13 protein-coding genes are annotated in these 13,335 nt (G+C 58.9%); 11 read left to right on the forward strand and 2 right to left on the reverse strand.

The features are described 5' to 3' along the window. Nucleotides 1-219: 219 nt before the first annotated feature. On the reverse strand, nt 220-405 hold the full coding sequence (locus EL18_RS17890) for a hypothetical protein (RefSeq protein WP_161781953.1): 186 nt from the start codon (nt 403-405) through the stop codon (nt 220-222). Nucleotides 406-532: 127 nt separating this feature from the next. On the opposite strand from EL18_RS17890, the gene EL18_RS00170 reads away from it, so the two are divergent. From EL18_RS00170 to EL18_RS00210, 9 genes are all read left to right on the forward strand, one after another. Further along, nucleotides 533-985 carry a cupin domain-containing protein gene (locus EL18_RS00170; protein ID WP_036478529.1) on the forward strand — a complete coding sequence of 151 codons (453 nt, stop codon included), beginning with the start codon at nt 533-535 and terminating at the stop codon, nt 983-985. Nucleotides 986-1,037: 52 nt separating this feature from the next. Further along, nucleotides 1,038-1,535: a hypothetical protein gene (locus EL18_RS00175; protein WP_152552919.1), complete on the forward strand. Its 498-nt coding sequence runs from the start codon at nt 1,038-1,040 to the stop codon at nt 1,533-1,535. Nucleotides 1,536-1,570: 35 nt separating this feature from the next. After that, nucleotides 1,571-2,050 (forward strand): DUF805 domain-containing protein, encoded by a 480-nt coding sequence (locus tag EL18_RS00180; protein WP_036478533.1) that lies wholly within the window; start codon nt 1,571-1,573, stop codon nt 2,048-2,050. Between the two features lie 42 nt (nt 2,051-2,092). Continuing rightward, a complete protein-coding gene (locus EL18_RS00185) occupies nt 2,093-2,632 on the forward strand; it encodes a DUF3592 domain-containing protein (protein WP_036478535.1) in 540 nt (179 codons plus the stop codon). Further along, on the forward strand, nt 2,625-3,155 hold the full coding sequence (locus EL18_RS00190) for a DUF3592 domain-containing protein (RefSeq protein ID WP_036478538.1): 531 nt from the start codon (nt 2,625-2,627) through the stop codon (nt 3,153-3,155). The genes EL18_RS00185 and EL18_RS00190 overlap by 8 nt, the downstream gene beginning before the upstream one ends. Next, nucleotides 3,142-3,480, forward strand: a complete 339-nt coding sequence (locus tag EL18_RS00195) for a hypothetical protein (RefSeq protein ID WP_036478539.1) — start codon at nt 3,142-3,144, stop codon at nt 3,478-3,480. Before EL18_RS00190 ends, EL18_RS00195 begins: the two co-directional genes overlap by 14 nt. Nucleotides 3,481-3,710: 230 nt before the next feature. Then, complete coding sequence (locus tag EL18_RS00200) at nt 3,711-7,445, forward strand: autotransporter domain-containing protein (protein ID WP_051913620.1); 3,735 nt, start codon at nt 3,711-3,713, stop codon at nt 7,443-7,445. A 295-nt stretch (nt 7,446-7,740) separates the two neighbouring features. After that, nucleotides 7,741-8,448, forward strand: coding sequence for a GntR family transcriptional regulator (locus EL18_RS00205; protein ID WP_036478541.1), 708 nt, complete (start codon nt 7,741-7,743; stop codon nt 8,446-8,448). Between the two features lie 152 nt (nt 8,449-8,600). After that, nucleotides 8,601-9,563 (forward strand): dihydrodipicolinate synthase family protein, encoded by a 963-nt coding sequence (locus EL18_RS00210; protein ID WP_036483495.1) that lies wholly within the window; start codon nt 8,601-8,603, stop codon nt 9,561-9,563. Nucleotides 9,564-9,613: 50 nt separating this feature from the next. On the opposite strand, the gene EL18_RS00215 is transcribed toward EL18_RS00210, so the two are convergent. After that, on the reverse strand, nt 9,614-10,645 hold the full coding sequence (locus EL18_RS00215; protein ID WP_200875478.1) for an Ldh family oxidoreductase: 1,032 nt from the start codon (nt 10,643-10,645) through the stop codon (nt 9,614-9,616). A gap of 137 nt (nt 10,646-10,782) precedes the next feature. Here EL18_RS00215 and EL18_RS00220 point away from each other — a divergent pair, with 137 nt between their 5' ends. Both EL18_RS00220 and EL18_RS00225 read left to right on the forward strand, forming a co-directional pair. Next, the gene (locus tag EL18_RS00220; RefSeq protein WP_036478542.1) at nt 10,783-12,300 is read left to right on the forward strand and encodes an aldehyde dehydrogenase (NADP(+)); all 1,518 of its coding nucleotides are present in this window, start codon (nt 10,783-10,785) and stop codon (nt 12,298-12,300) included. Nucleotides 12,301-12,493: 193 nt separating this feature from the next. Beyond that, complete coding sequence (locus EL18_RS00225; RefSeq protein ID WP_036478544.1) at nt 12,494-13,303, forward strand: ABC transporter substrate-binding protein; 810 nt, start codon at nt 12,494-12,496, stop codon at nt 13,301-13,303. The last annotated feature ends 32 nt before the right edge of the window (nt 13,304-13,335 follow it).

The following is a 13,335-nucleotide window of genomic DNA, read 5'->3' on the forward strand; positions in this document are numbered from 1 at the left end:
CAGATCAGGCCAGATCTGCGCCTCGAAGGCTGCATCATATATTTCTCCCACAATTCTCGAAACAATGTCCATGCCGATCCCCCGACCAGGCCAAGGATGCAGAAAGTACTCTTGTGATCACCATCACTAACAAGGCACGATTAATCTGCAAAATCGTTCGATCTGATAGATCCTATCGCCAAATCGAATTTATGGACGCGGATCGTCTGGCTTCTGACCTCACAAATACCGGCGACAAATCTTGCCGACTTCGCTTTGAGTAACAGTCGAGCGGATCACCAGAAGAATATTCCCACCAGCGCCTTGTGGGGTTGCCTTGTTGGTCTTGTCCGGCAAGGCCAGATTGTCTCCACGACTGGAAGAGATCACCTTATTCGATGGGAAAGCTGCACCTCCGTGCTCCATTGCCGCTTCCGCATTCGATCTCGCCCGTATCGCACAAACGTCGCATGACCCACTTCTGGGGGGTGGATAAGTTCCACGCCTGAAGTGCGGGAAACAGCTGCCGCGCACCATTTAGGGAGCAATGGTCATGGATGTCGCCACGAGTGAGAAGCCAACCGGCGTAGTCTGGATGGGGACGCGGTATGAGATCCTTCTCCGCGCTGCGACGACGAACGGGGCAATGGGGATGTTCCAGTCGGAAGATCAGCCCGGTTTCGGTCCTCCCATGCATGTTCACCATGACGCCGAAGAAACCTTCTACATCCTGAGTGGTGCTGTCGATTTCGCTCGGGGTGATGAACGGCTCACCGTAAGGGCAGGTGGTGCCGTGCACATTCCACGCGGAACACCTCATACCTTCCGGGTGCGTGATGAGGGTTCAGCGAGAATGCTCACCATTCTTACACCCGGCGGCTTCGAAGGTTTCTTTGCAGAAGTTGCGGCAGCCGGGTTTGAAATGCCTCGCGACCTCGCAGCCATGCAGCCGATTTCGGAAAAGTACCGCCTCGAGATCGTCGGACCACCGCTAAGCGCCACCTGAAATCCCTGCAGAACGGAATTTCATCTTCGCTATGGAAAGCGGGAAGTCGAAAATGAGACGAAGAAACATCCTGCACATGGCCGCCATCGCAGTCGGTCTGGCATTGCCGCTGTCTGCACAGGCGCAGAATTTGGGGCTCACCCTCGACCAGTACATCGCGGGATTCGAAGCGGCGTCGAAGGCTGCCGGTGATCCATTGAGTGCTCAGCAACTGTCCTGCATGGAAAACGCCAAACCGGGCGATGGGGCGCAAAAGATCGTAAGTTGCACCTTCACACTTGGGGGTGGGCGCTTGCTCATCACGAATGCCGATCCCGATGGACCTCTCCTCGATATTGCGACCCAACCCTGGCCGGGTGAAACGGGCGCACAGATTATCTCGTGGATAGCAGGTGCGATCAACGAGGCGGATCCGTCAACATTCAGCGCAGCAGCCGAAGATCTCGCCGAGGCGGTCGCAGCCAAAGGCGAAGGCACGGCCACATTGGGCCGGAGCAATTTCTACGTGCTCGACCTGGGTGGAAACATGACGATCACCGCACAGCCTTGAGCTTTGGGATCGCCTTGTCACATAGGAGGGAAACAATGGACCTGTTCACATCATTCGAAGGCCGCATATCGCGCAAGGGTTTCTGGCTTGGTTTCGTGGGGATGGCCGCAATATCCCTGATCCTCGGAGCAGGTGTGCTGTCCCTTCTGCCGGGCGGGCCCCTGCAGATCCTGTTCCAGATCATACTGTCGGCCGGCGTGGTCTATATCTGGTCAGCGGTTGTGGTGAAGCGGCTGCATGATCGTGGAAAGCCAGCTCTGCCCTGGGCCGTGATTTTCATCGCCCCGGGTGTCCTCATGCAGGTGATGAGCATCTTCAGGATCGGCTATTCGCCAGTTGAGCTGGCTGGGAGCCAGATCATGGTTCCGGGTGTCGGAGCCACGGTTGCGATGTGGGCGGCAACCGCCGTGGCTTTGTGGATGGTGGTGGAACTCGGCTTCCTGAAAGGGGTTCCGGGGGCGAATGCCTATGGTCCCGATCCGCGCGGTGCCCTTGCAGGTGCAACTGCAGCATAAGGAACAGCGCGCGCGTATGCCGCCAAGTAGGGAATCGGCAAAATGCTGCACACCGCCCTGATCCGCCTCAACATGACGCAGCTCTATCTGCTCCGCACTGGTTCCGGCGGCAAGCGGCAGGCGTCCTGGCGGGTATGGGTGCTGATTTTCCTGCTTCCCGTACTCTTCTTGGGAACTGCCGCGGCATTGGCATGGGAGAGCTACGCTTTCATCTCCAGCGCGACCCGAACGACGGGTGAAGTCGTGCGCGTCTATGCGTGGGAGGGTTGGAACCCTTGGGATGGCAAGACTACCGACTACAGCCCGGTCTTCCGTTACCGCTTCTCCGATACTGAGATGACAGAAGCCAGCACCGGTCAATCCTCGCCCAACTGGAATTTCGCCATCGGGTCTCAGCATGAGATTTTTTTCACGCCCGACGAGAAGCGGGATGTGCGGCAAAAAAATTTCGAACAGCTCTGGGCATTGCCCGCCGCCATCGGCGGGATCGGGATGGTCCTGCTCATTCCATCTGCAATTGTGGCCTGGTTTGTCTTGCGGTGGTTGAGGGGCGGTGAAGCGAAAGCCGGATCCTATGACTGATACCACCGATCATGGAGGCGGATCGCTGCTGCGAAACAGCCATTTGCAGGCTCTGCTACGCACTCTGGTGCTCGCGCTGCCCTTTGCAGCTGCCTTTCTGTACGGGCTCTGGACCTATCATGGCAGCGACAAGATCTACCGCGGCCTTGAGGCTCACGGCGTCGAAACCCAAGCTACCATCATATCGAAACGTATCATCCGCAGTGGCACCGATCGTCCACGCTACGCCTATGAGATGACCGTCAGCTTTACGGTTGGTGATAAAATGCGGCGTGGAAATGTGAGCGTTACCAGCGGATTCTACGACCGACACAACCCGCCCGACCGCGTCACTATTCGCTATATGCCCCACGATCCGCAAACCCGGCAAATCGACCCTGCAATGCGCGGGAATGCGATGCGGGAGGCGCTTACTGTCATCGCTATCCTCTTGTTCATCGGCGTCGTCAATATCGGCATGGCTCGTGGCGCAAGGCGGACCGATGGCGCAAGGGGGAGGAGTAATACCAGTGACGATTTTTGACGTGCCCGTAGCCGACATCGAATGGACCACCTGGTGGTTGCTGGGATCCGCCGCAACGATCCTCATCGGCTTTGCCGGGTGGCAGATCAGCCAGTTTTTTATCGGTGCCAAGATCATTGCGCAGCGCGACGAGAAAGGTCCCAGGTTCAACTGGGTACGCGAGAAGATGCTGCCGGGATATCTTGCAAACCGGTCGTTCAAACGAGAAGTGTCCGGTCGGCTGCATCGAGGCGGCATCGGCAGACTTTGCTTCAATCTCATGCTCTTGGGATCAGGGGCGCATGTCGCTTTCTGGGTCTACGCCGTCAACTTCATGGACAAGTAGCGCGGCAGACCGAAAGAAACTGCGGCCGCATCACACAAATGTCGCATGTCGCGCGAAGCCTGCCTTCGTAGAAGCCTCTGATACCGGCCGTTCGTTCGCGAACGAACGCTGACAGGGTGATGGGGGGATTCCACGTGCACATCGAAAACGATAAAGCCGAAGCGTATCAGGCAGGGAAGGTCCGCTCAGTCCGTCGAGCCAGTGCCGCTCGTTTCCGGTTTTCCGCTCTGATGGCCACAACTGCCTTTGTCGGTATCCTACCGGCAAGTGCTTATGCGCAGGAGGTCATAGACGGGGGCGCAACCGAGACCGTGATCGGCGGCGGTGGCGGCACGCAGGCCAGTCCCTGGAACATATCCGGTGAGCTTCATGTGGGTGATGTCAGCACCGGCACGCTCGAAATCTCAAATGGCGGGAGCGGCGGCAGCGTTTCCAGTGATGCCGGCTATATTGGCCGCAGTTCGACCGGCCAAGGTGACGTATCCGTGGATGGTACAGATTCGAACTGGACATCGAGTGGCCAGATCTGGGTCGGTTATGACGGTGTCGGCGAACTCAACATATCGGGCGGCGCCCGCGTTTCGGATACCACCGGAAACATAGCGTTCGACCCCGCTTCCATTGGCGTTGTTACTGTTACCGGCGCGGACTCATCCTGGGAGAACGTCAACACCATCTATGTTGCAGAAGGCGGAACCGGCTATCTGACCGTCTCCGATAGCGGCTCCGTCAGTGTTGGTCCATTAGGCGGTGCCATCCGTATTGCAAATGACGCAGGCGCCTATGGTGAGGTCACTGTCACTGGCGCAGGATCAAAACTGGAGGTCCCTGATGGTGATCTGACCGTTGGCTATGGCGGCACCGGGCTTTTGAACATTCAGGACTTGGCAACGGTCACGGCGGACGACGTCACCATCGGACGGACGAGTACGGCTGTCGGCACGGTCAATGTCGAATCCGGCGGTGTACTCGATGTCTCCGCCTCGGGAAGCACTCTCACGATCGGGTACTCAAGCGGTAGCGAGGGCACACTCACTGTCTCGGATGGACTTGTCGACGTCGGCAGAACAACGACGCTCGGTGATCACAGCGGCTCCAGTGGCGTTCTCGAAATCAGTTCTGCAAGCGGACAATTGCAAACCCGGAACCTCTTCGTTGGCGAAGGGGGAACCGGCACGCTCAATGTCGTCGACGGTACGGTAACAGTTGATGTCGACATGACCGTCGGCGCACAGGCGGGAAGCAGTGGCGAGGTCGTCAATGACGGAGGCGTGATCGATGTCGGGTTCGATCTGTCCGTCGGTGATTTCGGCACGGGAACGATGGTCATCGAAAACGGAGGCACGTTGTCGACGGGTGGTTTCACCAATATTGGCGAAATCACCGGCATGGGAGCACTCACCGTTACGGGCACCGGCACCACCTGGAACATCGGCAACCTGACCTATGTCGGCACCGGCGGGACGGGCAACATCGTGATTTCAGACGATGCCCAGGTGAATGACAGCGGCTTTGCCCTTTATCTGGGTTCACACGACAGCGCCGGGCTCGGCACCTTGCAGATCAACAATGCCGACTGGAGCAATGTCGGCCAGGTCTTGCTTGGCGGTGATCCGGGCGCGCAAGGGGCGTTGACGATCGAGGCGGGCGGTACGCTTTCCTCCGACGATCATGTTTTCATCGGTGATCTGGGCGATGGCATTGCCCTAGTTGCCGGGTCCGGTTCAAGTCTTTCAGCATCCGGAGGTCTCTATCTCGGCAACTCGGTTGGCGGTACGGGCACATTGAGCATAGAGGATGGTGGCGAGGTCGTTATTGGCGACAATATCACCATCGCGGCTGACGACAGCACCGTTGGCACTCTGGATATCACTGGACAAACGTCACGCCTTGAAACCGGCAATGAGTTGCTGGTTGGCGATCGCGGCACGGGCACGCTCAACATCATCGATGGGAGCGTATATGCCGATTCCACGGTAAGTCTTGGATATGCGCCTGATGGTGAGGGAACGGTACTTGTGGACGGCGCCACGGCCAGCCTCAGCAGCAATTCCGCGCTTTTCATTGCCGAAGAAGGCACCGGCAGCCTGACCATCGCGAATGGCGGGACTGTCAGCGTATCGGGTAGGACCTATCTGGGTTACAACGCAGCTTCTGACGGCGTGCTGAACATTGGTGCTGCGGCCGGCGAGTCCGCAGAGGGTTCGGGTACGCTTGATACGGCAGAGCTTTGGTTTGGCGATCACGAAGATGCCAGACTGGTCTTCAACCACACGGACACTGACTATGCTTTTGAAGCCGACATGATCGGCGAAGGCCGCATATACCATGTCGCTGGAGAGACACGTCTTGCGGGCGATTCCTCAGGTTTCTCCGGGGTCACCTCGATCTCCGGCGGTGCCTTGCTCGTCAATGGCAGTCTCGGAGGAAACATTGTTGCAATGAGTGGCGGCGTCCTGGGCGGGTCAGGTACCTTCTCGGGTCTCGTCTCGATGGAATCGGGTGGCATATTGGCGCCGGGCAACTCCATCGGCACGGCTCATATTGGCAACATGATCTTCAATTCCGGCTCGATCTATGAAGTCGAGATCAGAGGCGGCGGCAATACCGCCGGAGTGCACAACGACCTTCTGGAGGCGAGCGGCTCGGTTACGATCAATGGCGGTACGGTGCGTGTGACGCCGGAAAACGGAGCGGACGACGGTTCTGCTTATGACGCTCCGGAAACCTACACGATCCTTACCGCGGGCAGCATCACGGGCAGGTTCGGCGATGTGACGGACGATTATGTCTTCCTGGACTTTACCGACAGCTATGATGCCGAGAATGTTTATCTGACGTCGGAGCAGGTCGCAGATGTCTCGGACATAGCTGACACGCCCAATCAGGAAGCCGGTGCGCCGGCACTGGAAGACCCCGAGAGCGACAACCCGATACATGAAAAGCTGATCGCGCTTACCGGGAACGAAGAGGATGCCCGCGCCGTCCTGGACGATCTCACCGGCGAGATCCATTCCAGCGCAAAAACCGCAATATTGGAAGACAGCAGATTTCTGCGCGAGGCGGCGATGGATCGGCTGCGCTTCACGCTGGGCGGTGTGGCGACCCGAAGAAGCGGTCAAGCCGATGGGCAGCTTCCTGCAGGATCGGGTATCTGGGGACGAGGCTTCGGCTCCTGGAGCCAGTGGGCCAGCGACGGCAATGCCGCAGCCATGGACCGGAGCATTGGCGGGTTCCTGATGGGCGGCGATGCGCCAGTGTGGGACAGTGCACGACTTGGCGTGTTGGGCGGCTATTCCCGCTCAAGCTTCAACGTTTCCGACCGCAACTCCACTGCTACGGCAGACACCTATACTCTTGGCGTCTATGGCGGTGGCAACTGGGAGACTCTCACGCTGACGGGAGGATTAGCCCATAGCTGGCACAGCCTCGCCACTTCACGATCGGTGTCCTTTGGCGACTTTTCGGACAGCCTTGCCGCAGACTACAGCGCTCGGACCCTGCAAGCCTGGGGCGAGGCAGCCTACAGCTTCAAGACCGATGCCGTCGAAATCGAGCCATTCGTCAATCTCGCCCATGTGCATCTAACGAACGAAGCCTTCACCGAACGCGGCGGCGCAGCGGCGCTGAATATAGGTTCAACCGCGGTGGACGCTACCTTCATGACGCTTGGTCTGCGTGGACAAACCGAGGTCGCGCTTGGCAACGCATATGGCACATTGCGCGGCATGGTGGGTTGGCGGCACGCTTTCGGCGACGCACCTACATCCCGTATGGCCTTTGCGTCCGGTGGTGGATCCTTTTCGATCGCAGGCGTTTCGCCCGCGCGGGACAGTCTGGTCGTCGATATTGGATGGGACGTAAATCTGGCAGACGACGCGACTTTGGGTTTTGCCTATGGCGGCCAGTTCGGCTCGTCGGTTCAGGAGCATTCGGCAAATCTCAATCTGAACCTGCAGTTCTGAGAGCCGCTGTCGCAAGGCAATCCCGGCGGTTTCGATTGGCGATGTTTGCCGGTCAGGGCGCGGCGATTATCTCCGCAAAATGGCGCCCGGCAAGATTGACGGAGAGGCTATCGAGCCTCTTCCCCGCCGGGGGCTCTCCTGCACGCCGTTGTGACCTTCGTACCGTGCCGATACGGCTTCTCATCTTGTATAACCAACAAATACGACAGAGCTGATCCCTTCAGGCGGTTCCTGCGCTTGACGAAGTTGTGCATGCTGGCCAAATCAACGCAGGGCAAGTAGGGAGAATCTGGTTGTGTCGGAAGGTGCATCTTCACCTGTAAAGGGTGAGCGCAAGCGCGGATCGGGCGTGCAATATGTCTATGATGTCCTGCGCGACGAGATACTCGATCTGGCCCTGGCGCCCGGCTCGCCGATTGACGAGATCCAGCTTTCCAAGCGGCTTTCCATGTCGCGGACCCCGATCCGTGAGGCGCTTGTGCGTCTGGCAGGCGAGGGGCTTGTCACCACGCTGCCAAACCGCTCGACCGTTGTTTCGAATATCGATTTCCTCAATCTTCACGCGTTTTTCGATGCGATCACCTTGATGTATCGCGTAACCACGCGATTGGCTGCCCAGCACCATATGCCGGGTGACCTGGATGTGATCCGGGAGCGCCAGGCGGAATTTGCCAATGCCGTCGAGGCTCAGGATGCGCTCTCCATGATCGCTACGAACCGGGAATTCCACGCCGCAATCGCCGCGGCAGGACGCAATCCATATTATGAGGGCCTGTTTCAAAGGCTTCTGGACGAGGGGCGCCGGCTGCTTCGGCTCTACTACTCATCCTATAATGATCGACTGCCTCACCGTTACGTCGTTGAGCATGAAGACATCATCGCTGCGATCGAGGCTCGGGATATCGAGCGGGCGGATCGTCTGGGAAGAGAACATGCAGACCAGATCGTCGCCCAGATCCGTAGCCTCATTGCGCGCGACGATCGTCAGACCATAGACCTGTAGCCTTCTGCCGGAAGATACGATCGCCGCGCTTTTGCGGGTCTGAAATTGTTGTCGACAAATAAAATACAAGTGGTATTTTGTTGGCGGATCATACTGCTGGAACCGGCACGCCGCGTGCCGGGAACATGCGTCAGGCAATGAAGGAGACCCGCATGACCGACCACATCTTTTCAGGCTGTATTCCGGCCTTGATGACACCCTGCACCGAAGACCGGCAGCCGGATTTCGGTGCCCTGGTTCGCAAGGGCAAGGCTCTTGTCGAGGCGGGAATGCGCGGTGTGGTCTATTGCGGTTCCATGGGTGACTGGCCGCTGCTCACCGATGAGCAGCGCATGGAAGGCGTGAAGCGCCTCGTCGAGGCCGGCGTGCCGGTGATTGTCGGCACTGGTGCCGTCAATACGAAAAGCGCTGTCGCCCATGCGGCACATGCGGCGGAAGTTGGTGCGCAGGGACTGATGGTCATTCCACGCGTCCTGTCGCGCGGCTCCTCTTCGACCGCCCAGAAGAACCACTTCAAGGCGATTCTTGCAGCTGCACCGGATCTGCCTGCAGTTATCTACAACAGCCCCTATTATGGCTTCGCCACGCGCGCGGATCTCTTTTTCGCTCTGCGCGCGGAACATCCGAACCTCGTCGGCTTCAAGGAGTTCGGCGGGGCGAAGGACCTGACCTATGCAGCCGAGAACATCACCAGCGGTGATCCGGAGATCAAGCTGATGATCGGTGTCGATACGACCGTCTTCCACGGATACGTGAATTGCGGCGCATCGGGTGCGATCACCGGCATCGGGAACGTGTTCCCTAAGGAAGTTCTGCATCTTGTTGCATTGTCGGAGGCAGCTGCTGCGGGTGATGCGGATGCACGTATACGTGCGCAGGAGCTTGACGCAGCGCTCCATGTCCTCTCGACCTTCGACGAGGGCCCGGATCTCGTGCTCTATTTCAAGTATCTCCTGGTGCTGAATGGCGAGGAAGAATACGCACTGCACTTCAATGAAGATGATGCTCTGACAGACAGCCAGCGTGGCTACGCCGAGCGTCAGTACAAGCTTTTCCGCAACTGGTATGCGGAATGGAGCAAGCAGCCGGGTGCGGTGACCAAATACGCGGCTTGAACCCGTCAGCCCAAGGATAAAGGCCCTCCATCGTGAGGGCCTTTTTTGTGTCAGACGGCCGCAAGGCCCTTTTCTTTCAGACGCTCAAGCATCGACCACTCTTCGGCACTCAGCTCGATACCCTCAGTAAGTGATTTCTTGCGTGCAGCAAATCGGCGCTGGGATGGCAGGCGTGCGCCTTGGCCGGCGATGGCTTCGAACAGCGTTTCTGCACGCTCGAATGGATCGCCCGGGCGCCCATTGGCGAAGCGGGTCGGGTCGAATGCCAGGATCAGTTCGCCATGCGCAGGGGCGAGCGTGGTCGTTCCGAGCGCCTCCAATGCCTCGGGACTCGTGAGATCGCCGATCATCACGCCGGCCAGAAGCTCGATCATCGTCGATATGGCCGAGCCTTTGTGACTGCCGAATGGAAGCATGGCGCCTTCCAGCGCAGCGGCCGGATCCGTGGTCGGGTTGCCCTCCCTGTCGATGGCCCAGCCCTCGGGCAAAGGTTTGCCGGCCTGACGGTGCAGTTCGATTTCACCACGTGCTGCGACACTGGTTGCAAAATCGAAGACATATGGTGGCTGGTCCTTGCGCGGCCATCCAAAGGCAAAGGGATTCGTGCCGAGAAGGGGGGCTGTGCCGCCGGAAGGCGCAACGCTGGCATAGCTGGGACACATGGCCATGGCTGCGACGCCCTTGTCCGTGAGCGCCTCGATCTCGGGCCAAAGGGCTGAAAAATGGGTGCAGTCATTGATGACAAGCGCGGCCATTCCAAGTTCATGCGCGCGCTCCACCAGGCGTGGTGCGCCAAGCTCGAATGCCGCATTGGCGAAGCCGCCATCGGCGTCAATGCGCAAAATTGCACCTTCATCGGCAGAAAATACAGGATTGGCATGGGTTTCGACCTTGCCAGCCTTTATGGTACGCAGGCATCCTTCCAGACGATAAACACCATGGGACTTACAAGCGTCGCGCTCACCGGCCACGATGACCCGCATGAGCGCTCCTGCATGAAGTGCCGACAGACCCGCCTTTTGGAGGATTTCGTCAACCAGTTCTGCGAGCGCGTCCACTGAAACAGCTTGCCGATGCACCAATCATCCTTTCCGCCCGCGAGGGCTATCTAGTCTTGCATACTTTTTGTATACGCGAAGCGGAGGCTGCTGACCACCTGGCACAGCAGTGAAACATTTGAGCCTGTCACAGGCGAATGATCTCGAGAATGGAGTAAATCATGTCTTTCACACCTCACGGAAAACACCTCATCGCCGGCGAATGGGTTGCTGGAGATGATACGTTCGACTCCTCGCCAGCACATGGTCCAGCACATGCCTATTCTGTCGGCACGGTGGCTCTTGTCGATCAGGCTGTCAAAGCGGCTGAAGAGGCATTCGACACCTATTCGCGCAAATCCCGCGAGGAGCGTGCGGCATTTCTCGATGCGATTGCCGAAGAGATGGAAAAGCGTGGCGATGCCATCACCGAGATCGGCACCCAGGAGACGGGCCTCCCCAATGGGCGTCTTGAAGGTGAGCGCGGCCGCACGGTCGGCCAGCTTCGTCTCTTTGCCGAGCATATCCGCAAGGGCGAATATCTCGATCGCCGCAAGGATGCGGCATTGCCCGATCGCAAGCCCGCACCACGTCCCGAGCTGGTCATGGTACAGCGCCCCATCGGTCCGGTTGCCGTGTTCGGTGCCTCCAATTTCCCGCTCGCATTCTCCACTGCCGGCGGAGACACGGCATCGGCCCTTGCTGCCGGTTGCCCGGTTGTGGTCAAGGGCCATTCGGCTCATCCCGGCACTGGCGAGATCGTCGCCGAAGCCGTGAAGGCTGCGCAGGAGCGCTGCGGCATGCCGGCAGGTGTCTTCTCCCTCATCCAGGGTGGCAATCGCCAGGTCGGCCAGGCGCTGGTGCAGCATCCGCTCATAAAGGCGGTCGGCTTTACCGGCAGCCTTGCTGGTGGTCGTGCACTATTCGATCTTTGCGCTGCACGTCCCGAACCAATCCCGTTCTTTGGTGAACTCGGTTCCGTCAATCCGATGTTCCTGCTGCAGAATGCCCTTGAGGAGCGCGGCGAAGAGATCGGCAAGGGTTGGGCAGGATCGCTCACCATGGGTGCTGGCCAGTTCTGCACCAATCCGGGCATCGCGATCTTGCGCGAAGGTGAGGCCGCGGACCGTTTTGTTTCTGCTGCTGCCGAAGCTCTCGGTGCTGTCGAGGCTCAGGTCATGCTGACGGACGGCATCGCACAGGCATTCTGCTCGGGCCGCGATCAGATCGCGCAGAGCAATGCGGCTCGGCCCGTATTCTCGAGCGAATCGGAAGGCCGCAATGCTTCACCGGTTCTGTTCGAGACCACAGCCGCGGAATTCTCCGAGAATGAACTGCTGCACCACGAGGTTTTCGGACCGCTCGGGCTCGTTGTTCGTGCGAAGACTTCGGATGAGATCGAGAGCATCGCCCGAAACCTCGAAGGCCAGCTGACGATTACCCTCCACATGGATGACGCGGATCTGGACGAGGCGGTAGCGCTGCGTCCGATCCTGGAGCGCAAGGCGGGCCGTCTGCTGGTCAACGGTTTCCCGACCGGCGTCGAGGTCGTCGATTCCATGGTTCATGGGGGGCCGTACCCGGCCAGCACCAATTTCGGCGCGACCAGCGTCGGCACTCTTGCCATCCGGCGTTTCCTGCGTCCGGTCTGCTACCAGAACATGCCGGAAGCGCTTCTTCCTGAGGATGCGCGGGCATAAGGCGCTTCTACCATCGGTTGGACGGGAGAGCGGGGGCCGGTCGGCTCCCGCTTTTTCTGCACCTAATCGAGGAAAATTTTTTCCGTCGACCTTTAGTATACAAATTGTATTTTAATGATGGATGTGCTTCTGTGACGCGCGCTCTGCGAAAGCGGCTGTGCCGGAACAACAGAAAAATGGGAGACCTCCATCCATGAATTCCAAGATCATCGCCAGTGGCCTAATCGCCGCAGCCGTACTTGTCGGTCCTGCCACGGCAGACAAGCTTGATGACATCATCGCTTCGGGCACCCTGCGCTGCGCCGTCGTGCTCGACTTCCCTCCGATGGGTTCGCGCGACGAGAACAACGAGCCGATCGGCTTCGACGTCGACTACTGCAACGACCTGGCCAAGGCGCTTGGTGTAGAGGCCGAGATTGTCGAGACGCCATTCCCGGATCGTATTCCCGCGCTTGTTTCGGGTCGTGCGGATGTCGGCGTCGCCTCCACCTCCGACACGCTTGAGCGTGCAAAGACCGTGGGCTTCACCATTCCCTACTTCGCCTTCACCAATGTGGTGCTGACCAGGGACGGTACCGAAATCGACAGCTACGAGTCCCTCAAGGGCAAGACGGTCGGTTCGGTTGCCGGTACCTATGAGGCAATCGCTCTGGAAGAAGACATCAATAAATGGGGCGAGGGCGGCAGCTTCCGTCCGTACCAGTCGCAGGCCGATGTCTTCCTGGCACTTTCGCAGGGGCAGATCGAGGCGACCGTCGTTACCTCCACCGTTGCATCCTCCATCGTCGAGAGCGGCAAGTATGAGGGCCTGACCATCGGTGGCGATGCGCCTTACATCCCCGATTACGTATCGCTCATCACGCTGCGCAACGAATACGGCCTTCTCAACTATCTCGATCTCTTCGTGAACCAGCAGGTTCGCAGCGGTCGCTACCAGGAGCTTTACGAGAAGTGGGTTGGTGGCGAAGCACCAGACCTGACCATTAACAAAGTCTACCGCTGATCCCGATGAGGGGGCGCTTTCCGCGCTCCCTC

This window comes from Nitratireductor basaltis (assembly GCF_000733725.1).
Lineage (GTDB): Bacteria > Pseudomonadota > Alphaproteobacteria > Rhizobiales > Rhizobiaceae > Chelativorans > Chelativorans basaltis.